Consider the following 24,711-nt stretch of genomic DNA (forward strand, 5'->3'; position numbering starts at 1 on the left):
TTCTACCCTTCCTACCCCATCTACCCTTTCCACCCTATCAACCAATTGATCCCGCTTCACTCCGTCCCGCCCTGCGGGACTCCGCTACGCTTCACCGTCCCGACCTAATAACCTAATGCCCCCTCCTACCCCTTCAACCCTATCAACCCTTCCTACCCCTTCCCCGCTCCTACTTTCCCGCCACCACCACATGAAAGTCTTCCGGCTTCAAATACTTAACTGAAAGGGCCATAATTTGTTGAGGGGTGATGTTTTTAACCACTTCAACCATCTGTCCGTAATAGTCAAAATCCAGTCCAAACTCCCACAAAGTGCGATAAATATCCGAAGTACTAAAGGGGCCGTCGAATTGCCTGAGCAATTCGCCCAGCATATAATTGCGCACCACTTCAAGCTCATTCTCATCAATGGGTTCAACCATCATCCGCCTCATTTCATCGAAAATAGCCTCCACTGCCGCAGGTCGCATCTCCCCCATCACTTCCGAGGCAATCACCCACATACCACTTTTCGGATACGACAGGATGCTCGATCCGATGCCATAAGTCAGGCCCTTTTCTTCGCGTACCGATGTCATTAACCGCGAGCCAAAATAGCCACCCAGAAGGGTGTTGACCACCTGAAGCGGTATATAATCGACATGCGTATTATTGAACAAAGGCCGACCAATACGAATGGCCGATTGCAGCGCACCTTCCCGGTTGGTCAAATGGAATTTTTCACTGCTGGTTTGAATTTTACCAACGCCATTCAGATTCACCGATCCCGGCAACCATTCTGTTGCCCCAAAATAGCGTGTCAACAAAGGAATAATATCCATACCCGGTTGTCCCGCCACTACAATGCGACACCCCAGCGGTGTATAGGCCTTTTGATGAAAGGCCACCAATTCATCGCGGGTTAAAGTATCAAAATGCGCCAATTCAAGCTGTCGACCATAAGGATGATCGTCACCAAAAATAACACTGCCAAACTGGCGAGCAGCGATGGTTCGCACCTTTTCAGAATCCAGAATAAACTCCTGTCGGCGTTTATTCAAATATATGCTGAACTCCTTTTCATCGAAAGAAGCATTGCGCACCACATCTTCCACCAGAGGAAGCAATTCAGGCAATTCCTTGGTGAGGCAGACCAGTGTGACCACCGAAATGTGGTGAAAGGTTTGTACATTCAGGAAGGCTCCATAAAAGTCAATGATATCCGATATTTCAGCCGAAGAGCGTGTGTGCGTACCCTCCAACATCAAATTACCCACAGTAGAAGCCAGCAAAGGCTTTCCGGCCTGCACGGCCCCGGATGGAAACACCCAGTCTATCTTAGTCACATCCTGGCTGCCCGCTTCAATCAATGACACATCAATGCCATTGGGAAGCGCCAACCTGTTGACAGGCAAAAAATCAATCCCCTCCAAAACTTGAAAATCCGGTCCCTTTTGCCGGTCGGGTTGTATCATCATATTTGCTTTATTTTTTTCACAATTCTTTTAAAAAATAATGTGTATTTTCTTTTTTGTGCTCAAGCCGCACTGGCTTATACTTTTTTTCTACAGCAAAAAAAAGTATACAAAAAATGCCGCCGCTGACGATAAAAATCTAAAATTAAAGATGTTTGCCTAAACCCCGCGAACTCGCTACGCTCAAACAACGCGGGCTTCTAAACGGCAACCACCCTCAATTTCTTAACGATTTTTTTCGAAGGCGGTTTAGTTACCGACGTTCATACGTGTTTATAAACCCATCCAACCCTTCACACCCTATCCACCCCTCTAACCCCTGCTCGGCGTAGTTTGCAACTACGTCGCTACTTCCCCAAATACCGCAACGTGCAACTATTCTCTTTCCTGAAAATGCGGGCCGCTGCCTGTTGTATTTCGGCGGTGGTTACGGAGCGGTAGTATTCAATTTCGCGATTGATTTCATTCACATCGCCCATCATTTCATACTGGGCCATATTCATGGCCTTATTCAAAAAGCTAATTTCTGAAAAGACCAGGTTCGATTCAATTTTGTTCTTCACCTTCAGCACTTCACGTGCCTCCACTTCCGTGGTAGCCATGGCCAAAAGCTCCTGCCAAATGGCAGCTTCGGCCTCTGCCATCTCCACACCGGGCATTAGGCGTCCGGTAACCGTCAAAAGTCCCGCATCCATATCCCCTGAGATAAAGGCATTCACCTCAGAGAAAAGTTGCTGCTCTTTAATCAGCGATTGAAATAAGCGGGAGGAGGGGCCGTTCGACAAGACATCCGACAATAGATCATTGATATAAAAATCCGGATCGGTACGCTTGCCAATCGGAAAATCAATGTGAATCAGGTGAGCCGGCACATTCCGCTCCACAGTCAGTTCACGTGCCTCCTTCTGCAACGGCTCCAGGGGCAGGTGGCGGACAGGCACGTCCCGTCGGGGAAGATCACCAAACCACTTTTCTGCCAATTGAAAAACCGCATCGGGATCCACATTACCAGCCACAGCCAAAACCGCATTATTGGGAGCATAGTGACGGTAGAAAAAGTTTTTCACATCATCGAGCGTCGCTTGCTCAATGTGGGCCAGATCCTTGCCAATGGTCGGCCACCTGTAAGGGTGTTCTTTATAAGCCAGTGGTCTGGTCAGCAAAGGAATATCTCCATAGGGCTGATTCAGATAGCGTTGTTTAAATTCCTCAATAACGACTTTACGCTGAACATCCAGATTCTTCTGCGTAAAATTCAACTCCAGCATCCGGTCCGATTCCAGCCAAAAGGCCGTTTCAATGTTGCCCGCCGGTAAAGTGACGTAGTAATTGGTGTAATCATTACTGGTCCACGCATTATTTTCGCCACCTACACGCTGCAAGGCTCATCATACGAAGGCACATTTTTACTGCCACCAAACATCAAGTGCTCAAACAAATGGGCAAAGCCCGTCTTTTCCGGATCCTCATCCCGCGCCCCCACATCGTACAACACATTCACCGCCGCTAAAGGCGTCGTTATATCGGGATGCACCACAATCCGCAATCCGTTCGGCAACTTATATTTAAAAATCTCTATCATCCTATCTTTTAAAAAATTATACACGACAAAGCAAACACCTTCACCGACTGCAATCGCTTTGCTCGGCTAAGTTTGTAACTTCGTCGTCCTTTTCCTGGGCGTAGTTTCTAATCGGCTGTGCCGCTTTGCGGGATTCCGCTACGCTTCACCTCTTAACCTAACAACCTATCAACCTATCCTACCCTATCCACCCAATTGACCCTTCCTACCCTTCCTACCCTCTCAACCTATCAACCCTTCCCTACCCTCTTCATACTCCCCAAGTATCTCCTCAAAAATCTGCCCCACCGGCTTCACCTCATCAATCAAAGCCGCTACCTGACCAATTTCCAATTCACCTTCCTCCAGATCACCTTCGAAAATCCCCTTTCGGGCACGGCCCCTGCCCAGCAACTCTTTCAGCTCATCAATAGAGGCACAGCGCTGTTCGGCTTCACGTACCAAATCAAAAAACCGGTTGCGCAGCAAACGCACCGGCGCCAGTTGCTTCAATGAAAGTAAGGTGTCCCCTTCAACGGCTTTCACCGCATAATTTTTAAAGGCTTCATGGGCGGAAGATTCCTCTGACAAGGCAAAGCGGGAACCGATCTGTACCCCATCGGCACCCAGTGCCATGGCAGCCAGCATCTGTCGACCGGAACCAATACCTCCGGCGGCTATGATGGGAAGTTGAGTCGCTTTTTTTACAAGGGGAATGAGCGCCATGGTGGTGGTCTCTTCGCGACCGTTGTGGCCGCCTGCTTCAAAACCTTCTGCCACGATGGCGTCCACGCCGGCATCTTCACACTTTTTAGCGAAACGACTGTTGGCGATGACGTGAACCACGGTCATGCCATGGTTCTTCAGAAAGGAAGTCCATTTGGCCGGACTGCCAGCTGAAGTGAAAACGATTTTTACGCCCTCTTCCACCAGAATATCCATGATCAGTTCCATTTCCGGATATAAGAGAGGCACATTCACGCCCCAGGGCTTTTGGGTGGCGACTTTCATTTTTTGAATGTGCTCACGCAGCACGTCGGGCCGCATGCTGCCGGCTCCTAAAAGGCCGAGACCACCATTGTTACTGACAGCTGAAGCCAGTCGCCATCCGCTGCACCACACCATACCTCCCTGTACAACAGGGTATTGAATTTTAAAAAGTTGGGTAATCCGATTATCTTGCCAAGCCATAAAGTCTTCAATTTAGAACATGCAAAGATAAAGGAACTTAATGGCTTCACAAACAATGTCAGACAATAGACGCAGACACGGCATTTATTTAATTTTCGAGAAAGGGGAAAAAAGTTTATCCGCTAATTACGCTAATGGACACTAATAAAAAAAAATCAAAGTTGACCTTATTTTTGACACCTAACGATGAATCATTTTTCGTGAAATCAATTAAATGAATCTTCATTTAACCCAAATCAGTGAAATTGACTACGTCGGTCTTCGATTAGCGAAATTAGCCACGCCGATCTTCGATGAGCGGACAGTCCCTTTCCCGCCTCTAAAATTCCAGAATAACCCCGATCGAAGGTAACACCGTCCCCGAGGTGGTTTGCAGCTCATCCAGTTCATAGCGCTCCGGTTCGGTGCCCTGCAATTGGGGCTGACCGTTTTCGTCGCGCACCTGAATCAAGCGTGGTGCATCGCTGCTTTGAAAACCATAGGCATTCTGAATATCAAAATAGAAACCCAGCGAGAACTTTTCAAAGTAGTAGCTTTTATCCACCCGCAAATCCAACTGGTGAAAGGGTTCCAGGCGGGCACCATTGTATCTGTCGAAATCCAGGTACTCACGGCCGCGAACATCCCAGGCTTCAACCAGCTCTGAGCGCTCCCGATCATAAGGCGTGTAAGGCAAGGCGCCAATGTAGCGCCATTTAACCCCGGCGGCCCAGTTGTTCCCAAAGGTCTTGTTGAGGGTCAGCGTCAACAGGTGACCGCTGTCCCACGACGAGGGAACCGACTTTCCTTCCAAATCGGTGAACTCACTGTTGACCCAGGTATAGGCCAGAATGTAGCTCAAGCCTTTGGGAGAGCGCTGCTGAATCAGAAACTCGGCACCATAGCTTTGTCCCTTTCCTATCGACAGCACTTCTTCATCGCCCAACACGCCAAAATCGGCTCCCTTGCTGGCCAGAGACACGCCATCGACCACAGAAACGGGATAATCGGCATAGCGCTTGTTGAATCCTTCAATGGTCGCCCGGGTATAGTTATTGATGTTCCACTCAAAACCGGCAATGTAATGGTCGGCACTGATGTATTGCAAGCTGTTCTGGCGGTTCACCAGATACCCTTCATTGTCGCGGTAGCCCAATGAGGTATAGGCCGGCAACTGATAATAGCGACCGGTGGAAGCGTTAAAAGACACTTGTGGCAGGATGCGCAAAGAAGCCGATAATCGGGGACTGAACTGATCGAGCGGATTATTCATGGAAGGGCCGTAATTATTTGCGTCCAATCGAACGCCGGCTGAGACCGACAATCTTTCATCCATCAGGCTCCGGGACAAAGACCCGAAAACGCCCCATTTAAACAAGCCCAGAGAGGAGTTGTAAGCAATCAAAGATGACCCAGATTCGCGAAACACATTCGACAAAGTCTCGTTGTAGTACTCGGCGTACTCCAGATTGGTTCCGGTGCTGAGGGTCCACTCGCCCGGGTTGGCAAAATACTCCATCCGTAGCTTGTTCTCAATTTCGTCGGACTTGTAATCACTAATGAGATTATCTCTTGAGCTTTCGTCATTGTCGCGGTACTTGTAAATGGTGTTGTACAAGTGACTTCGGCTCAACGAGAGCACATAGTAGCTACTGCTTAAGAAATGCTTATAGGAGGCGCCCAGCGTATAGTTCCACTGCTCCAGGACGGGCAGGTAACTCAATATGTACCTGCTTTCTTCGGTGGGCTCCAATCCGGTGTTCAAGTCGAACTGATCAATGGCGCCCACGCCCAGAACAGTCAACTCATTGCGCCGGTCGAAGCGGGTTTTGGTGACAAACTGAAAATCATTGTAGGTGGGTAAAAAAGGCAGGCCAATCTGATCGAACAGGAACTTGAGATAAGAACGACGCACAGAGAAAATCCCGGAGGTCTTTTCGGTAATGGGGGTGTTCACCGACAAGGACACCTCAGAGGCCCCAAGCGTGGCTTTGAAATTGGACTTGTCGGGATTGGCATCGATTTGCTTGAATTCGAAAACGGAACTCAAAGCATTGCCTCTGGATGCCGGAAAAGCGCCCGAGTAAAAATCGACCTCACGAATGAAATCGACGTTCAACAGACTGACGGGGCCACCCGAGGCCCCTTGCGTGGAGAAGTGATTCAACACGGGTATCTCAATACCATCTAAAAAGAATCGGTTTTCAGAAGGCCCGCCACCCCTGACAATCAGGTCGTTACGAAAGGAGGTAGTACTTCCTACGCCCGGAAAGCTCTGCAGCACTTTGGCAAAGTCTCTGGCGGTTCCGGCGCTCCGCTCGATGATATCAACGCCGATGCGTTGCAGGGAAACGGGACTTTCAATCTTTTGGGCAAAGGGACTGGCTACGATGCGCACCTCATCCAGCTCTTTGGTGGTGGGCTTTAGCGCTACTTCCACGTAATTGCTGCGTACCGAAGAAATCAGAATCTCTTCGGTCACCAAAGGCTTGAAGCCCAGGGATGACACCTGAAGACGGACAAAACCCGGCTCCAGATTATCAAAAGAAAACCGGCCATCCACATCGCTGGTGGTACCATTATTGGTCTGGTAGACCACAATATTTGTAAACGGTAAGGCTTCGTTGGTATAGGCATCCTTGATGATGCCCGATAGCGTGGCATCTTGCGCCAACACAGAAAACCCTGAAAAACAGACCAGTAATACCCCTGCTAATAAATATCTCATTTTCTTTAAATTTTTATCGTTTACGCCCCCTTATACCCTATCCACCCTTCCTCCTCCTTTTACCCTATATTCCCTATCTTCCCATCCTACCCCTTATACCCTATCTACCCATCCTATCCCCAAATTCCGTTCAACAACCCTTATGAAAACTTTAAACAGATGTCTGGTCAAATGGTTTGGTCCAAAGATCGAATTTATTGGTCGATTAATATTGTTTAACTTGAATCCGATCCGATTTTTTTGATTTAAACCATAATAACGGCTAAATTCGCATTTCCAAAATAAATCAATGTTACTCACCGAAAAAATATCATCCGGGTTCAGCCGCCTCATTATATGGCGTGTAAAAAACATTCCGCACCGCAATTTCGTGTTGGTACTGGCCATGGTGGTGGGCATTTTCAGCGGTTTGGCCGCTGTTATCCTAAAAAATGCCATTCATTTTGTCCACAGTCTGTTGACGGAAGGTTTTGACCTGACCGACTGGAACTACCTCTACCTGCTCTACCCGATGATTGGTATCTTTATTACCATTCTGTTTGTCCGCTACATCGTAAAAGACGACATCAGCCACGGGGTCACCAAAATATTGTATGCCATTTCCAAGAAGGACAGTAACATCAAAACGCACAATACCTTCACATCGGTCATTGCCAGTACATTTACCATTGGTTTTGGCGGATCGGTAGGAGCTGAAGCACCCATCGTGCTCACGGGCGCCTCCATAGGTTCATCGCTGGGGCGATTGTTCCATATGAACTACAAAACCATCACGCTTCTGATCGGATGCGGCGCTGCCGGAGCCATTGCCGGAATTTTTAAGGCACCGATGGCCGGGTTGATGTTTACGCTCGAGGTGTTGATGCTGGACCTGACAGCCGTTTCCATTATACCACTGCTGTTGGCAGCGGTATGTGCCGCATCAGTAGCCTACTTTTTCCTGGGAGAAGGCGCTGAATTTACCTTCCTGCTGGAATCGCCTTTCGTACTTGAGAATCTTCCCTACTATGTTATCCTGGGTATTTTAGGCGGTTTGGTTTCGCTCTACATGACCCGCGGCACGCTTTTTTTGGAAAGATTAATGGGGAAAATCAAAAACCCAATGCTCAAATGGTTATTGGGAGGTGTGGTCTTAAGCAGCCTCATTTTTCTTCTGCCGCCGCTATACGGTGAAGGGTATAACACCATAACTGCTATGTTGTCGGGCAACTCCGATGCCATTGTGGAAAACTCCATGTTTTATGCTTTTAAGGATAACAGCATCGCCATTCTTATTTTTCTTTTTTTAATTGTTGCCTTTAAAGTCGTTGCTTCCACCTTTACCAATGCCAGCGGCGGGGTTGGAGGGATATTTGCACCTTCACTTTTTATGGGTGGGGTTACCGGCTATTTTCTGGCGCTCCTGCTCAATCATTTTGGCGCCGACCTGCCGGTATCGCATTTCACCCTTGTGGGCATGGCGGCCCTCATGGCGGGTGTGATGCAAGCGCCACTAACAGCCATCTTCCTCATCGCTGAAATTACCAATGGTTATGCCCTGTTTATTCCGCTGATAACGGTTTCGACCCTCTCCTTTCTCACGCATAAATATTTTGAACCGCATACCATTTATACCAAACGACTGGCCCGAAGAGGAGAATTGATTACCCACCATAAGGATAAGGCCGTGTTGACACTGATGCGGCTGAACAAAGTGCTGGAAACAGATTTCCTGACTGTTCAACCGGAACAAACGCTGGGCGAGCTGATAAAAACCATTGCCAAGGCACGGCGAAACATTTTCCCGGTGCTGGATGACAACCATAAATTATTGGGCATTGTCATCTTAGACGACATTCGGGAAATCATGTTCAACAACGAACTCTATACTACCACCAAGGTGAAGCACCTGATGACCATACCACCTGCTTTTATTGATATCAGTGAGAATATGGACGAGGTGATGAAGAAGTTTGAAGACACCGGCGCCTGGAATTTACCGGTCGTTGAAAACGGCAAATATTTGGGTTTTGTTTCCAAATCCAAAATATTCTCCGTCTACCGCCGTGTGCTCATCCACTTTTCGGAAGAGTAAAAGAATCAATTTAAAGCGTAAACGCTTTTTATATTAAGAACCAGTTACAATGAACAAAGTCCCGCTTAGCGGGAGAAGCCAGTTCACCGTTTTTAGAAAAAAACAACCCGTCACCTTCGGAATATAAATATATTACGGTATTTTTGTATCAAAATGACAGATATATCTGTCAGTTTTCCAAGTGGCTAAACAAATATTCATTACAATCATATCTTCACTATAATGAAACGAGACGAAAAAATCTTTGAACTAATTCAGAAAGAGCATCACCGCCAAATGGACGGCGTTGAGTTGATCGCTTCAGAAAACTTTGTAAGTCCCCAGGTCATGGAAGCCATGGGATCTGTCATGACCAACAAATATGCCGAGGGGCTTCCGGGCGCCAGATATTATGGCGGTTGTCAGGTCGTTGACCAAAGCGAGAATCTGGCCATTGAGCGCCTGAAAGAGCTTTTTGGTGCCGAGTGGGCCAACGTTCAGCCGCACAGTGGTGCACAAGCCAATATGGCGGTTTTAATGACGGTTCTAAATCCGGGCGACAAGTTTCTGGGATTGGATCTGGCTCATGGTGGCCACTTGTCACACGGCTCGCCTGTTAACAGCTCGGGACTCCTTTACGAACCCATTGCCTATGGCGTTAAAGAAGATAGCGGCTTGGTGGATTATGATATGATGGAAGAGCAGGCCCTCAAGCACAAACCCAAACTGATCATTGGTGGTGCTTCGGCTTACTCGCGGGACTGGGACTATGAGCGCATGCGGGCCATTGCCGATAAAATCGGGGCTTTATTGATGATTGACATGGCGCACCCCGCCGGATTAATCGCTGCCGGTCTGCTCAAAAACCCGGTTAAATACGCCCACATAGTTACTTCTACCACCCACAAGACTTTACGAGGTCCCCGTGGTGGTATTATATTAATGGGTCAAGATTTTGACAACCCCTTTGGTAAGACAACCAAAAAAGGGGAGATTCGCAAAATGTCTTCTTTGCTGGATTCAGCTGTCTTCCCCGGCATACAGGGTGGACCGCTGGAACATGTGATTGCGGCCAAAGCGGTTTCTTTCTTTGAAGCATTGCAACCTGAATACAAAACCTATCAGGCACAGGTTCAGAAGAACGCCGCCGAAATGGCACGTTTGCTTATTGAAAAAGGCTATAAAATTATTTCCGGAGGTACCGAGAACCATAGCATGTTGGTGGATTTGCGTACCAAATTCCCTGAACTGACCGGCAAAAAAGCAGAAAACACATTGGTACAAGCAGATATCACCATCAACAAAAACATGGTGCCTTTTGACGACCGGTCGCCCTTCCAGACGTCAGGTATTCGTTTGGGCACTTCTGCTTTAACCACCCGTGGATTGAAAGAAGAACACATCGCACCCATCGTTGAGTTCATCGATGAAGTACTTTCCAATCCCGATGATGCCAATGTGATTTCGGATGTCCGCCAGCGCGTCAATAAAATGATGAAAGCCTTTCCTTTGTTTGTTTAAGACTTAGGATGCCAAGTCGTCGTCAGTGGATGAAATATTGATGTCGATAAATAAGATGTCGATCAATGTCGATCAATGAGATCTCGATAGATTGGCGTAGTTTAAAATTACGCCCAGCACAAAAAAGGGACTGCCTTTACCGCAGTCCCTTTTTTTCCTCTCGACCTCCCACCCTTCCTACCCCATCTACCCTATCAACCCTATCAACCCCATCTACCTATCACCCCTTTTCTCCCCTATCTTATTCTTCGATGCGCGTCCATTCGCAAAATTAGTGGATCAACCAAAACAACTCTCCCTGATCTTTGTTAAATTAGCAAACTCAAAACATTAAACAAAATCGATGCTACAACAAAAAGCTTTTATAACAGGTGCCTCCTCCGGGATAGGATTGGAGACCGTCAAATACCTGGTGACCAAAGGATGGCAGGTGGCTGCCACCATGCGCAACCCCGATGCAGCAGCGGAGTTAAAAGACCTTCCGGGGGTCAGAGTTTACGCACTGGATGTCACCCAGCCCGACAATGTCAAGTCGGTTGTGCAAACCGTTTGGCAGGATTTTGGAGGCATCGATGTAGTGATCAACAATGCCGGTTACGGTGCGATTGGTCCATTCGAAAGCGCCACCGAGGCGCAAATACAGTTACAAATGGACACCAACTTTATGGGAACCGTTCGCGTAATGAAAGCCTTTATTCCTTTGTTGAAACAACAAAAGAAGGGCGTCCTGATCAACCTGTCATCTGTTGCCGGCCGGGTGGGCATGCCCCTTTACAATATTTACCACGCCTCCAAATTTGCGGTGGAGGGACTGACCGAAAGTCTGTACTATGAGTTGCGGCCTTTTGGCATTCGGGTGCGACTGGTGGAACCCGGTCCCATAAAAACCGAATTCAATGGCCGCTCCAGAGAAGATTTGGTGGCACCGGAGGGTTTGGGTTATACCCGCTTCGTCGGTCAGATCAATCGGTTTTACAACAAAATGTTCAGCGAGGCCGAGGGGGCCGATGTGGTGGCCAAAACCATTTATAAGGCTGCCATCCGGAAAGGGAGTAAAATCCGCTATCCGTCAGGCAGAATAGCCAAATCTTTAATGGTGCTCAATAAGCTGACACCCGGCAGCTGGATGCGGGTCATCAGTCGCAAAATAATGGGCATCTGAGCCCATTTAACAACTTAACTTAAAACAATATGTATTTTTTCATCATCGTATTAGCCGTTCATGCATTGGTTAATTTTTATATCGGACTAAGAGGATGGCAGGCACTGCAAGCGGCGCCAGCTTTCGCCCCTGGTACATTGTTTTTATGGTATTGGTATTTGTGGCCTATCCGGCCGGACGCATGCTGGAAAAAATCTGGTACCATCCGGTTCCCATTACCCTGCACTGGATTGGGGCCTTTTGGTTTGCAGCCATGCTGTATGTAACGCTCATGCTCTTTATCACAGATCTGGCGCGATTGGGGAATCTGGCTTTTCCCTTTATTGAGAAGTTGAGTCAGGGGAATATGCCCGGACTAAAACTGAAGGCCTTCCTGGTGATCTCCACCATCACGCTGCTGGTTGTAATAGCCGGGCACATCAATGCCTGGCACCCCAAAATATCGCGCGTGGATATTACCCTGCCCAAGAAAGCCGGGAATATGGAATATCTGCGCATTGTTGCAGCCAGTGACATCCACATGGGAACCATCATCGGTCCCCGAAGGATGAATAAGCTGGTCAACACCATCAACAGTCTTCAACCAGACATTATTCTTCTGGCAGGTGATGTGGTGGACGAGGATGTCAAACCGGTCATCCAGCAGAATCTGGGTAAAAACCTGAAGGAGTTGCACGCACCCTATGGTGTGTTTGCCGCTACCGGCAACCACGAATACATTGGAGGGGGCGAACCATCTATTCAATACCTCGAAGACCATGGCATTGTTATGCTGCGTGATACAGCCCAACTGATTAATAACAGTTTCTATGTTATTGGTCGCGAAGACCTACACAAAAGATATGGATACGGAAAAGCGCGTAAAACACTGCCAGATATTATGCAAGGGGTGGATGCGTCCAAACCACTCATCATGATGGACCATCAGCCCTATCATCTGGAGGATGCCAAAGCAGCCGGCATTGATTTACAACTTTCCGGACATACCCATCACGGCCAATTATGGCCCTTTGGCTATATCACCCAAAAGATATTTGAAGTCAGCCGGGGCTATTACCAAAAAGGAGACACCCATTATTATGTCAGCACCGGTTTTGGCACCTGGGGTCCGCCTGTGCGGACTGGTAACCGACCAGAAATTGTTGTGATCAATCTATATTTTAAGGAGTAAAGAACATTCACTCAATAACGCCCTCTTTAATCACTTGCTCAAGACGCTCTATCTGTTGCTGTTTATTGACCTCTCGCAACTGTAGAGCCGTCTTGGTAAAATATTGGTGTTGGCCAATAAACTTGAGTTGCATTTTATTCCAGGCTTCCCACGACTCAACCATTTGATGCTCTTTCAACTCTTTGAAAAGGGCGTTGGAAACCGGGATAAAATCAGTACGACCCAAATAGTCCAGGTCAGAATCGCAAATGATGCATTCTAAAAGATCTTTGGGTTGCGGTGGCATTTGGGTGGCCATTATCAAACGGCAGACCGTGTCAATCTGTTCCCCGGTAAAATCATAACTGGCCAGTTTCTCACGGGCCATGACCGTTCCGTAATACTCATGGTCCTTATAACTGATGGTGTGTCCGGCATCATGAAAAAGGGCCGCCAACTTCAATAGTAAAACCTCCTCCTCCGAAACACCTTCGGCCCAGCCAATGAGTTCCACTTCAGTGGTGACATCTATGGTATGTTTGATGTTGTGATAGTATAGATTTCCAGGCAGTTTATGTTCCAGATAATCCAGCATTTCCTCCTGAATATCCATGAACTTAAGCATTAAATACTTTATCCGGTAGGTATGATTGGTCTCGCTGGCATGTCCCTCATCCTGCATCTCCGGCAGGAATCCCTTAACTTGGAACATTCCCAGATTTCCTTTATACTTGACCGGCATTTTACCAATTGGCTCACTTTCAAAAAACTCTTTAATCAGCTCGTAAGTCATGACCGATACGCTGATAGTCGATTCCGGAGAAGCTTCTCCCAAACGACAGGCAATATTGATACTGTCGCCGGAGAAATTGTAGCCGGACGACTTATTATTATTTTTGGGAGTAGCTACCACGGGACCGGTATGTATACCCATTTTCAGCTGCCAGAACACCCCCCCATCTGGCGTTCGCAATTTATTGGCCGCCTCTTGCATATCCAAAGCCACACGAACAATATCAATGGGGTTGGTCCTGTTTTCACCCTGCAGTCCGGCTGCAAACAGCATCGTATCGCCCACCGACTTAAGTTTCACCACATTGTAAACAAAGGCAATATCGTCGAGGGCCAGATTCAACTCGTCAAGCAAATCGACCATCACTTCCGGTTTTTCAAGCTGGTATAAGCGTTCAAACCCTTTTACCGACACATATAAGATGGATACTGTTTTGAGCCTTTTAATCAATCTGCGGTTTTCCTTGGAGGACATATCCAACTCGGGCGCATAACGCAAAAGAGCTTCCTGAAAATATTGATTTTGATTTTCAACATTGACAAAGCGCTTCACCATTTCATCTAATTGAGACTTCAACTCCTTATTATGAGAAGCCAATCGTTGAATTCGGTCTATGTAGCTTTCAGGTTCGTTCATTAACAGAAGCTCTTTATTAAAAAGTTTCACTCGTTAAATTCTAAGTTAAGAAAATCAGCACTAAATACCAACGGTAAACATTCCCCTAAATACGCAGATTTTTCAGGAAGGTTTTTATTTTTCAGCTACTAAACCAGTAGGATAGGCAGGTAGGATGGCCTAAAACCCATTCCGTAAAAAAGTACAAAGCACTCATTTTTAAGCCGGTAATAAAAATACGGTGGAGATAACGGATGCTGCATAATAGTTGTATGTTTTGACAAAAACATACTATGCTTTGACTAAAAGAAAGACTACAGCATAGACCTGATTTGGCTCACCCGATCAGGGATAGGGACACTGGCATTGAGCCATTCGATGTGGATGCCCCGCCTTTCCATTCCACGAAACCAGGTCATTTGCCGTTTGGCAAACTGATGAATGGCAATATTCAGTTGCCGGAACATCTCCTCATAACTCAGTTGTCCCGTCAAATACTGGGTGACAAACTTGTACTCCAATCCATAATATATAAGATCCTCCGGCGCAATGCCCTCATTCAGAAGAGCCCTGACCTCCTCCACCATTCCGCTCTTAAGGCGCTGTTCCAGTCGGGCCGTTATTTTTTCGCGTCTGACCTCTCTGTCCACATCCACACCAATAATCAGCGGATTGACTTCAGGCAGTTTTACCTCTATTTCGGGATGGGTTTGGTAATAGGTCTCAATTTCAATGGCACGGATGACGCGTTTAACGGTATCGGTATCAGTGGTATTGTGAAGAAAACGAAATTCTGACAGAATTTCTTCCAGCTCCTTAAGCGATTTATCCTTTAAGACCTCTCTCAGCTCCGGATTGGCCGGGACGTGAATCATTTTGTAACGCTGCAAAACCGCTTCGATGTACAATCCGGTGCCGCCGCACAGGATGGGCCATTTATTACCTTGCTGCACCTCCTCAAACACCTTAAAGAAATCATTTTGAAACTCAAAGACATTGTATTTGTAGCCAGGCTCCCGAATATCAATTAAATGGGCGGGAATGGTCTCACCATCCACCACATAATCCGCGTAATCCTTGCCCGTTCCCCAATCCATTCGTTTATATACTTGCCGGGAATCCCCACTGATGACTTCACCACCGATAACATGTGCCAAATGAGCTGCTAAAGAGGTTTTTCCGGAGGCGGTTGGACCAACGATGACAATTAAATTAGGCTTTGTTTGAGACATGCTAACAGTTTTTACAGGGAAATTTTAGTCAAATTTATAAATAAATCCGGCTTCGTCCGGGCATTTTTATATTTTTGTAGTAAGTAAGCAAGTAAAATATGTCCGACGATAACAAGGAAACATTCCTCAGTCTATACAGAAATTTGGCATTAAGGGTGAAAAACATTGTTTTGAGCCCCCGGGAAGAATGGACCAGTGTCCATGCGCAGAAGAAGAGCATCAATGAGGTATTGACCGAATTTTCGCTGCCACTGATAGCCCTCGTTACCCTGGCCACTTTTCTTAATTACATTTTTAACCATCAGGGCGTCAATTTTGAATTGGCCCTGAAGCAGGCGGCCGTCATTTTCTCCGCTTTGTTCGGCGGTTTGTACCTGTCTTATTTATTGGTAAAAATGATCCTGCCCCGCTTCGGCTTGTCCGGTGATACCAACTACGCCTTCCGTCTGGTGGGATACGGCTCCGGATTATGGTACATCATAACTCTGATAACCAGCATCATTCCGGAATTGGTCCTATTACATCTGGCCTCATTTTACAGCTTTTATATTATTTGGGAAACTGTTGGCCACGAAAAGGCGACATCTCAGGAGCAAAAAATGACAATCACCGCATTAATTGGCATTATGATCCATTTAATTCCTTACTTTGTAAAACATTTTCTATTAAAATTGATTTACTTCTAATATGGCTGTCAACAAAATAAACATCAGAAACAAGCGTGCCTATTTCGACTTTGAACTCCTCGAAAAGTTTGTGGCAGGCATACAGCTGGCAGGCACAGAAATTAAATCTATTCGACAGGGCAAAGCCAGTCTGGTAGACGGCTATTGCTATTTTTTTAAAAACGAGTTGTGGGTGAAAGGTATGAACATTGCTGAGTATTTCTACGGCACCTACAACAACCACCATCCTGTGCGTGAAAGGAAATTGCTGCTTCAGCGCAAAGAACTCTATAAACTGGAGCGTAAAACCAAGGAGTCGGGATTAACCATTATTCCCTTGCGGGTTTTTATCAATGACCGGGGATTGGCCAAAATGGAAATCGCTCTGGCAAAAGGTAAGAAGCAACACGACAAACGCGAAACACTTAAGCAAAAAGATGCCCACCGGGAAATGGACCGAATTAAAAAAAGTTTCTAAATAAGTCCACCCCCACGCAACCTTTCTAAAACACGACCATCATACTTTAAAACTTTGATGGAGGTATATTTAAGCGGAGAAAAAAGGCTGACTAAGGTACGATTTTTGCTATATGACCGTTCATGAATAACTGGTTTAACCTGCTTATCCAAACTTTTCTGTGGCAAAAATTGAACAAATAATTGAAGGGTGCCAAAAAGGACGCCGGGATGCTCAAAAACAGCTCTACGAGTTGTTTTCTCCGCAATTATTTGCCGTATGCCTGAGGTACACCCACAACAGAATGGAAGCGGAAGACCATCTCCACGAAGGCTATTTGAAGATATTTGACAAGATTGGTCAATTCAGCGGACGTGGTCCGGTTGAAGCTTGGATGCGTCGCGTGATGGTCAACACGATACTTGAAAGTTTCAGAAAAAAGGCCAAATACAGCTTTGTGGATGAATCCAATATCCCCTTGGAAGAAGATTTAAACCAAGAGCAAGAGCAGGAAGACGATGAGTCCGCAATCAACATCCACGAAATAGAAAACCTGATTGAACAATTGCCCGAAAGATATAAACTGGTTTTTAAACTCTATATCCTTGATAACTATACCCACGACGAAATTGCCAGAGAGCTCGGCATTTCGGTTGGCACCAGCAAATCCAATCTGGCCAGAGCCCGGCAATGGTTAAAGACAAGAATCGAAAAAATGCAAGCAGATAAAGCAAAGGCGCTATGGTGAAAATTAAAAACATAGAAGCATTATATAAGCGCCATTCCAATCAAAAAGTGGAAACACCGCCCCCGGCCGTCTGGGATCGAATTGAAGGCTCATTGAAAGCCGTTCAGCCAGGCGACGTGCCATTTGGCTTTGGCGTACGGCCGGTGCTGCAGCTGTTTTTGTTGGTTTAATATCATTGGGCCTCTTCTTTTTTAACCAGCCCGATCCGGATAAAAGTTCAGCCATTTCCCATCATTCAACACCACCTCCATCCGAGCATCAGGAGGAAGCCCTTCTTTCTGAGGACCACACTTCCTCGTCCGCTGCTTCCTCACGTGATGACGATGCGACCAGGACGGCAGAATCAGAAGCTACAAGTCAACCCGATGATGTAGGTAATGTCCATCAGGCCACGGCCAATGCGACACGGATAACTTTAAAGGAAGAGCATCTGCCATCACCCCCCTTCACCAACCTGCAAGGGAAAGCAGAGCCACACTCAGGCGAACCGTCGGTTCCATCCGCAGATGCTACAACCCAACACTTAGCATATGCGCCTGACAAGCCCATCTTTGCGTCCAAAAAGGTGGAGATCAAGAAATTGTTCGAAGACCAATCCATCGAAGACTGGAAGGAAAACTACAATGTCAGCAGTCGTTATTTTGACGAGCAGGAAGCCTTGTCGGCCACCAGTCAAAAAAGGAAATTACAAATTGGCGGGGCCGTATCACCCATCTACAGTTTCAGACAAACATCGGGTGAATCCAGTCTGCCGACTGCCGCTTCGATGCCAGGCAACTATTCAGAAAAGGGACTCATGAGCACAGGCGGCGGCATTCATGTCAATCTCGAAATGGGCAAAAACTGGGGCATTGAGTCGGGCGTGCGCTATGCCCGACTGGGACAGGAGGTGCATGCCGACATCCAAAGCTCCAGGGTCTATGCCATGAATACGGAAAATGAGGCATATGGAACAACCTCGCTCAAAACCATCTCCTTAGAGAACTCTCTGGCGACATCAGGCAACCACAAAGCAGTGCCGATCAAGCCAATAGCGACAGGGCTTTTGCAAGTAGCCCCAATACGATGCTGGTGGATATCCGAAACGATGAAACGGTGACCAGCGGACAGATGGACCAATACATCGACTATGTAGAAATACCCTTTACCTTTCGCTACTACCTCATCAACGAATCCACCAAATTGTCGCTGGCAGCAGGTGTCAGCACCAACTGGCTGGTGGCCAACAATGCCTATTTAAGCGAAAGTGGCCAGCGACAGAAAATCGGGGAAACCGGAGGACTTTCAGCCATGAACTTCAGCACCCATGCAGGATTTGCTTTCTCAGTGCCCGTATTTGGTCCCTTTTCGTTTCGCATAGAGCCGCGTATCAACTACTTCCTCAATGAAATCAACCAGGAACATCCTGTAAAATTTAAGCCCTATTCAATAGGCATTTACAGCGGTATTCAATATACCATTGGCGAGTAATACCAAGTTGAATCGGGTTCAACGTCCGGCATCCGACAAAGAGCGAATCATGTGGCTGAAATGGCTGTCCTCATTGGCCAGTAATCCGTCGTAAGTACCGGTCTCCACCACTTTATCGCCTTCCAGAACGATGATTTTGTCGGCCATTTTAATGGTGGACAAGCGATGACTGACAATGATGGAGGTGCGCCCCTTGGTAACCGACCGGATGTACTGCAACAATTTGGCTTCAGAAAAAGCATCCAGCGAGCTGGTCGGCTCATCCAAAAGAATGATTTGGGCATTGTTATAGAAGGAGCGTGCCAGCGCCAGGCGCTGCCACTGTCCCGGACTCATCTGCTCACTGCCTTCGAACAGGGTGCCCAAAGTAGTGTCGTAACCCGCTTTGAAGCCCTCGATGATGGTGTGGATGCCCGACTGTTCAGCAGCTGTACGGATTAAGTGCTCATCGGGTGGTGAACCGGCATTGCCAAACCAGATATTTTCACGGGCGGTGACATTGTACAGAATAAAATCCTGAAACACCACACTGATATTGGCCACCCGCTCTTCCGGGCGGATGTGCGACAAGGACACGCCATCGACCAGGATGTCTCCTTCAACAGGCTGGTACAGACTGTTGATCAGTTTGACAATGGTGGACTTCCCCGATCCGTTAACCCCCACCAGGGCGACGGTCTCACCCGCTGAAATCGAAAAATTGACATGCCGCAACACCCATCGTTGGTTGGAAGGGTAGTGAAAGCCTACATTTTTAAATTCTATACCACGATGCAGGGGTTTGGGAAAGGAGACGGCCCCGGTTTTCGATTCGGGGACCATGGTCTCTTTCAGATGTATAAATTCAAACAAGTTATCGAGGAACAATGAATCCTCATAAAGACCGGCCATGCGCCCCAAAAACTCCTGCAAATAAGCATAGCCCCGCTGCAGGGCTAAAAAGTAAAGCACCACCTCACCGATGCTGATGTCGCCCTCAAATGCCTTCCAGGCAATCAATCCGTAAACGGCAATAAAAGAGAGCGCCGCCAAAACCTGAACAATCCCCTCCCGTCTGGTCTTGGTCAGCAACATGGCAAACTGACTCTTGCGCCATTGCTTTTTCAAGGTGTCAAACCTATCCCGGAATAAATGGCCCAAATCAAAGGCTCGTACCTCTTTGGCAAAGTCGGGTGCGGTAATCAAACGGTTGTAGTAAGAGACCTCCCGCTCGACCTTCGTGTTTTCTTTCTTAAAATGGAACAAGTCGCGGGCATGCCGCAAACGAATGAAAGCCACCGGAAGGGTGATCAGCAACAAGACGATGAAAACCGACCAATGCACCATCAACAGCACACCAGCCATCACCAGCAGCGTAATTAAATTCTGAACCACCCCCAGCGCCCCATAATAAATGCGTGACGGTCGGAAGGACGCTTCATTCAAGGCCCGGTAAAAAACATTCTGATAATCGGGATGCTCAAAATACCCATACTCCAGTCGGGTTATTTTATTGTGAATTAAATTATCAAAGAAATCGGTGATGACGTAGGATTGTTTCTCCCGGACCAGGATGCCGACCGATGCTGAAATGGCGTTGATTAGAAAAAGAACCCCGGAGGCCAGAAGTATCCATTTCAATCGCACAAAATCTCGCTCCTCCAAAGGCAAAGTGGCCACCAGACTGATTTCATCCACCAATAGCTTGATCATGTAAAGCAACATCAGGGGCAAAACGCCCCTGATCAATATCAGTATGGCATTGGACAGCGTCCATCCCGGTGAACTGCGCCAAATATAAGCTAAAATGATTTTTATGTGCTGCCAGGATTTCTTCACTATCGTTGCTTCATCTGGTAATAGAATTCAATTTTGGGGGACACACCACCTTCAACCCGGAAATAGGAGTGGCGACCACTAAAGACCGCCCATCATTTCATAAAAAATTATTTCTTTGGGGCATTTTTCAGCGTGGCCACCAGGAAATTCCAGAATTTCTCAACACTCTCAATGTTTACTTTCTCATCGGGCGAATGCGGGAAGCGAATGGTGGGTCCAAAGGATATCATGTCCCAGTTGGGATAAGCACTGCCCAATATGCCACATTCCAAGCCGGCATGAATGGCCCGTATTTCAGGGATTTTTCCAAAATCCTTCTGATAGACTTGTTGCATCACCTGTAAAATATCGCTTTGCATATTGGGTTTCCATCCCGGGTACTGACCGTCAAACCAGACCTCAGCACCGGCCAGTAAAAACAAACTTTCGAGGGTCGATTCCAGATCATCCTTGGCCGAATCCACAGAGCTGCGCAAGAGTGCCAGTGCCTTGACTTCATGACCTTCGGTTTTTACCACGGCCAGATTAAGCGATGTTTCAACCAATCCCTGCATATCCTGGCTCATGCGAATGACCCCATTGGGACAGGCCTGAATGGCATTGATCAGATCGTCCTGTACAATTTCCTCCATGACAAAAGCGGGCTGTCCCGTGGACGCCACTGAAAAAGAGAGATCCGGCTCTACCTGACCGTACTCCTCACGAAACACCGTTTCAAAAGCCCGGACCGCAGCCTCCAGACGCTGCCCATCGGCTTCAGACAGGGTGATAATGGCAAAGGCCTCCCGCGGTATGGCGTTGCGCAGGCTACCGCCATCCACCGACGATAAGCGTGCATCCAATTCTGCCACGGCATGCTTCAAAAACCGGAAAAGTAACTTGTTGGCATTGGCACGTCCGGTGTTAATATCCATACCCGAATGACCGCCTTTAAGTCCCGTCAGCTTTAACTGATAGGCCACATGGCCCTTCGGTACCGCATCTTCACGAAAGGTAAACACCATATTGGCATTGGAACCTCCGGCACAACCCACATACAATTCCCCCTCATCTTCCGAGTCCATGTTGAGCAGGATATCCCCTTTCAGGACATCGGACTGAAGGTTATTGGCCCCGGTCATGCCCGTTTCTTCATCAATGGTGAACAAGGCTTCAATGGGGCCATGCACCAGACCATCGTCCTCGAGCACAGCCAAAGCGGCGGCAGCACCAATTCCGTTATCGGCCCCCAGAGTGGTTCCCCTGGCCTTCACCCATCCATCCACTGTGTACGTATCAATCGCATCCTTTTCAAAATCATGCTGCGTATCACTGTTCTTCTGCGGCACCATGTCGAGGTGCGACTGAAGAACAATTCCTTTTCGATCCTCATAGCCGGGTGTGGCCGGCTTACGAAGGATGACATTGCCTACCTTATCCGTGATGGTTTCCAATCCCAAACGCTTTCCAAAATCTTCTACATAGCGTATGGCCTGCGCTTCTTTTTTAGAGGGTCGCGGAATCTGAGTCAGTTGGTAAAAATGCTGCCACAATAATTGAGGTTCGAGTGCTGTTATTTCTTTATTCATTGTTATCCATTTTATTAATTATTCAGTACCGTTATGAAACAAGTCAATTATCGGTTTTTGATAAAAAAGGGTATAAGACTAGGCTTTCGAAGTTTTGGGCATTTTATATCAAAAACTATTTATAGAAAATTCTTTTCAAAGCGCCGGTGGCCGGATCCAGCTCCACACCCACATTGGGTGCGTCCAGCAGATTAGCCGGCAGTCGCAACAGCTGTCCGTACTGCGCCAAATAAACCTCCCCGGAATTGAGTAATAGGGTGCGATCAATGATTTTTACCCGGGCAAGGGCCGGCACATTGTAAGCCAGTCCCCGGCGGTTCGGACTTTTTTCATCTTCAAGGGCCAGAAAATCTTCACTGGGGAGCTCCTCGCCGACTTCCACTTCCAAATAAACCGGCGTCCCGCTGACATCCATATGGTCTAAAAATCCGTTTTGCGCTGAAAACCGCAGTAAAACAGTGTTGATCGATTTCTCCGGTCCGGGGACATAATCATAGAAACGTGAAACGCGTTGCGTTTTCACTTTCCCGGTGAACAAGGCCAGATAGGCCTCCTCCAAACGCGCCATCTCATCTAAAGCGGCCTCCAGTGAGCCACCCACAGTCACCTCACCACTGATGACCGCATGGCGCATTTCACGCAAATGATATATTTCTTTGGCCACCTCTTCAGCCATGGCTGCGGTGCTGCTCTTGATTAGCTGTTCCTCGGTGAGGGGGGCATCCCTGAAGTTAACATCGTCCTTTTCGATGACCTTTTCCTGCATCAAAGGGGTCGTTTTCTCGGCTGAATGGGTGCTGCCCGACCAGTTCAAGCCTTTCAACACACCCTCAGGAGTCAGGTTTAACGCGGCCATGGACGGTGCCCCGGAAGTATTCACCCGAAACAATTTCGCTTTGTCGGGCACGCCAACCGTATGTATTTTGGCCCCTACAATCTGCCATTCCTCCTTGTCTTCGGTTATCACATCCGAAATATTCAGAAAGCGCTGGGCAAAGCGGTAAAAAGGTCCCACCTTTTGAATGCGCTTTTCAGCGATCATTTCTACCTGAATGGCCGTCTTTGGCAGATAATAGTGCAGGCCGTGCCCGGTAGGTGCATCGGCACCGACCGGTTCTACACTGCCGGTGGAGAGGGATTGGTTGGCGGTACATCCCGCCAGGACCAATAGTCCCATTATTATAAAACCTCTATAAATCATCTTTATCAATTTTTTTAAATGAATACCAGGCCCATCGTTAAGATGCTACTTTGCAAGAACTGCATTATTAAACGCTAACTGACGGACCATTATTGTTGCAGGGCCACAATGGCCTTCCCTAAATGGCTGACAATGTCTGAAGCGGTCAATGCCGCCTCACCCTCGGCCGCACATGCCAAATCACCGGCCGCACCATGAATGTGAACACCGGCCACCGCCGCATCCATGGAACTCAGTCCCTGCCCGAGGAGGGAAAGGATAATGCCGGTAAGCACATCGCCACTTCCCGCCGAAGCCATGCCCGGATTGCCGGTAGTATTGAAATGGCACTCGCCATTGGAAGAAATAACGGTGGTAAAGGCGCCTTTTAAAACCACCACCACCTGGTACTTTCTGCAAAACGCAACCACCTTTTGCAAGCGCTCAAAGTCATCGCCCCACGGTCCAACCAGTCGCTTCAACTCACCCGGGTGCGGTGTTAGCACAGCATTCTCCGGCAACTTCTCTAACAAAGCGGGGTTGTTCGACAAGATATTCAAAGCATCCGCATCCAAAACCATGGGCCGCGAACCGATTTGATCGAGCAAGTCGGTCAACGCCAGCACCGAGTTACTTCTACACCCAATGGCTGGTCCCACTCCCACCGCCTTGAAAGGCGATAAATCAGGAAATTCTGTAAACATCAAATCCGACCGGTCGATGTTCACCATGGCTTCTGGCACCGAGCAGTGCAATACATGACAGGTTTTGTGCGGCACCTGAACCGTAAGCAGTCCCACCCCCGTCTTCATACAGGCCCGTGAGGCCAGAACAGCGGCCCCCATTTTACCATAACTGCCGGCTATCAGCAAAACATGTCCAAAATGTCCCTTATGCATAAAACGGGTGCGGGGCTTCAACAAGTCCTTCACGCGACCGGCTTCTGTTAAAAACCAGGAAGTGGGCGTTGCATTGATTTTATCGGGGTGGAGTCCAATGGGTAAAACCTCCCAGTTACCGACATAGGGGGCACTTTCCGGGAAAAGGAAGCTCAGTTTGGGGAATTGAAAGGTGAAGGTTTGCGTCGCCTTTATGATACCATCGGAATGGTTGTCGGTATTGCTCTCCCCCATTAATCCGGAAGGAATATCGATGGCCACCACCTCCGCCTTCCAGCTGTTGACTGTTTGTACCAACTCCAAAGCCCTGCCCGCCAGGGGGCGGTTCAGACCAGAACCAAACAAGCCGTCAATGACCACACACTGGTGGTCCACTTGGGGCAAAGCATCTCCTTTGTCCAGTTCATACACAACTGCCTGTTGCAGGTGACGCAGACGGTCACGGTTGGTTTGGGCATCGTCCGACAA

At 47.8% G+C, this 24,711-nt stretch carries 21 protein-coding genes; 10 read left to right on the plus strand and 11 right to left on the minus strand.

Annotated features, from left to right (window positions below):
- Positions 1-169 precede the first annotated feature (169 nt).
- The 5 genes from JCM15548_RS16545 to JCM15548_RS16560 form a co-directional block, all read right to left on the minus strand.
- The gene (locus tag JCM15548_RS16545; protein WP_227625958.1) at positions 170-1,456 is read right to left on the minus strand and encodes a M16 family metallopeptidase; all 1,287 of its coding nucleotides are present in this window, start codon (positions 1,454-1,456) and stop codon (positions 170-172) included.
- Positions 1,457-1,800: 344 nt separating this feature from the next.
- Positions 1,801-2,835 (minus strand): M16 family metallopeptidase, encoded by a 1,035-nt coding sequence (locus JCM15548_RS24510; protein WP_262487110.1) that lies wholly within the window; start codon positions 2,833-2,835, stop codon positions 1,801-1,803.
- Positions 2,823-3,035, minus strand: coding sequence for a M16 family metallopeptidase (locus JCM15548_RS25765; protein ID WP_262487111.1), 213 nt, complete (start codon positions 3,033-3,035; stop codon positions 2,823-2,825). The genes JCM15548_RS24510 and JCM15548_RS25765 overlap by 13 nt, the downstream gene beginning before the upstream one ends.
- Positions 3,036-3,257: 222 nt before the next feature.
- A complete protein-coding gene (locus JCM15548_RS16555; protein WP_062127742.1) occupies positions 3,258-4,205 on the minus strand; it encodes an NAD(P)H-dependent flavin oxidoreductase in 948 nt (315 codons plus the stop codon).
- Between the two features lie 319 nt (positions 4,206-4,524).
- The gene (locus JCM15548_RS16560; RefSeq protein WP_062127744.1) at positions 4,525-6,912 is read right to left on the minus strand and encodes a TonB-dependent receptor; all 2,388 of its coding nucleotides are present in this window, start codon (positions 6,910-6,912) and stop codon (positions 4,525-4,527) included.
- A 289-nt stretch (positions 6,913-7,201) separates the two neighbouring features.
- Between JCM15548_RS16560 and JCM15548_RS16565 the strand changes: the two genes are divergently transcribed.
- From JCM15548_RS16565 to JCM15548_RS16580, 4 genes are all read left to right on the plus strand, one after another.
- Positions 7,202-8,986 (plus strand): chloride channel protein, encoded by a 1,785-nt coding sequence (locus JCM15548_RS16565; protein ID WP_062127746.1) that lies wholly within the window; start codon positions 7,202-7,204, stop codon positions 8,984-8,986.
- A 222-nt stretch (positions 8,987-9,208) separates the two neighbouring features.
- On the plus strand, positions 9,209-10,486 hold the full coding sequence (glyA, locus tag JCM15548_RS16570) for a serine hydroxymethyltransferase (protein WP_062127748.1): 1,278 nt from the start codon (positions 9,209-9,211) through the stop codon (positions 10,484-10,486).
- A gap of 343 nt (positions 10,487-10,829) precedes the next feature.
- A complete protein-coding gene (locus JCM15548_RS16575; RefSeq protein ID WP_062127750.1) occupies positions 10,830-11,648 on the plus strand; it encodes an SDR family oxidoreductase in 819 nt (272 codons plus the stop codon).
- 94 nt (positions 11,649-11,742) lie between these two features.
- Positions 11,743-12,819, plus strand: coding sequence for a metallophosphoesterase (locus JCM15548_RS16580; protein ID WP_227625959.1), 1,077 nt, complete (start codon positions 11,743-11,745; stop codon positions 12,817-12,819).
- 7 nt (positions 12,820-12,826) lie between these two features.
- Here JCM15548_RS16580 and JCM15548_RS16585 read toward each other — a convergent pair whose 3' ends face one another.
- Both JCM15548_RS16585 and miaA read right to left on the minus strand, forming a co-directional pair.
- The gene (locus JCM15548_RS16585) at positions 12,827-14,227 is read right to left on the minus strand and encodes an adenylate/guanylate cyclase domain-containing protein (RefSeq protein ID WP_062127752.1); all 1,401 of its coding nucleotides are present in this window, start codon (positions 14,225-14,227) and stop codon (positions 12,827-12,829) included.
- A 293-nt stretch (positions 14,228-14,520) separates the two neighbouring features.
- Positions 14,521-15,438, minus strand: a complete 918-nt coding sequence (gene miaA, locus JCM15548_RS16590; RefSeq protein ID WP_062127754.1) for a tRNA (adenosine(37)-N6)-dimethylallyltransferase MiaA — start codon at positions 15,436-15,438, stop codon at positions 14,521-14,523.
- Between the two features lie 98 nt (positions 15,439-15,536).
- Between miaA and JCM15548_RS16595 the strand changes: the two genes are divergently transcribed.
- The 6 genes from JCM15548_RS16595 to JCM15548_RS16615 all read left to right on the plus strand — a co-directional run bounded on the left by JCM15548_RS16595 (position 15,537) and on the right by JCM15548_RS16615 (position 18,778).
- Positions 15,537-16,124 carry a YIP1 family protein gene (locus tag JCM15548_RS16595; protein WP_062127756.1) on the plus strand — a complete coding sequence of 196 codons (588 nt, stop codon included), beginning with the start codon at positions 15,537-15,539 and terminating at the stop codon, positions 16,122-16,124.
- Position 16,125: 1 nt separating this feature from the next.
- A complete protein-coding gene (smpB, locus tag JCM15548_RS16600; RefSeq protein ID WP_062127758.1) occupies positions 16,126-16,581 on the plus strand; it encodes an SsrA-binding protein SmpB in 456 nt (151 codons plus the stop codon).
- Positions 16,582-16,741: 160 nt separating this feature from the next.
- Positions 16,742-17,308 (plus strand): RNA polymerase sigma factor, encoded by a 567-nt coding sequence (locus tag JCM15548_RS16605; protein WP_062127760.1) that lies wholly within the window; start codon positions 16,742-16,744, stop codon positions 17,306-17,308.
- Positions 17,302-17,478: a hypothetical protein gene (locus tag JCM15548_RS21765; RefSeq protein WP_157482864.1), complete on the plus strand. Its 177-nt coding sequence runs from the start codon at positions 17,302-17,304 to the stop codon at positions 17,476-17,478. The genes JCM15548_RS16605 and JCM15548_RS21765 overlap by 7 nt, the downstream gene beginning before the upstream one ends.
- 5 nt (positions 17,479-17,483) lie before the next feature.
- On the plus strand, positions 17,484-18,407 hold the full coding sequence (locus JCM15548_RS16610) for a hypothetical protein (RefSeq protein WP_062127762.1): 924 nt from the start codon (positions 17,484-17,486) through the stop codon (positions 18,405-18,407).
- Entirely contained in the window at positions 18,380-18,778 is a 399-nt protein-coding gene (locus tag JCM15548_RS16615) for a hypothetical protein (RefSeq protein ID WP_157482866.1), read from the plus strand. Before JCM15548_RS16610 ends, JCM15548_RS16615 begins: the two co-directional genes overlap by 28 nt.
- Positions 18,779-18,796: 18 nt before the next feature.
- Here the strand turns inward: JCM15548_RS16615 and JCM15548_RS16620 are convergent, their stop codons facing one another.
- The 4 genes from JCM15548_RS16620 to JCM15548_RS24520 form a co-directional block, all read right to left on the minus strand.
- Complete coding sequence (locus JCM15548_RS16620) at positions 18,797-20,596, minus strand: ABC transporter ATP-binding protein (protein ID WP_227625960.1); 1,800 nt, start codon at positions 20,594-20,596, stop codon at positions 18,797-18,799.
- Between the two features lie 107 nt (positions 20,597-20,703).
- Positions 20,704-22,164: an aminoacyl-histidine dipeptidase gene (locus JCM15548_RS16625; RefSeq protein ID WP_062127766.1), complete on the minus strand. Its 1,461-nt coding sequence runs from the start codon at positions 22,162-22,164 to the stop codon at positions 20,704-20,706.
- A 115-nt stretch (positions 22,165-22,279) separates the two neighbouring features.
- On the minus strand, positions 22,280-23,365 hold the full coding sequence (locus tag JCM15548_RS16630) for a DUF4831 family protein (protein ID WP_062127768.1): 1,086 nt from the start codon (positions 23,363-23,365) through the stop codon (positions 22,280-22,282).
- 89 nt (positions 23,366-23,454) lie between these two features.
- Entirely contained in the window at positions 23,455-24,711 is a 1,257-nt protein-coding gene (locus JCM15548_RS24520; protein ID WP_262487113.1) for an NAD(P)H-hydrate dehydratase, read from the minus strand.

Origin of the sequence: Geofilum rubicundum JCM 15548, from assembly GCF_000974365.1 — a bacterium.
Lineage (GTDB): Bacteria > Bacteroidota > Bacteroidia > Bacteroidales > Marinilabiliaceae > Geofilum > Geofilum rubicundum.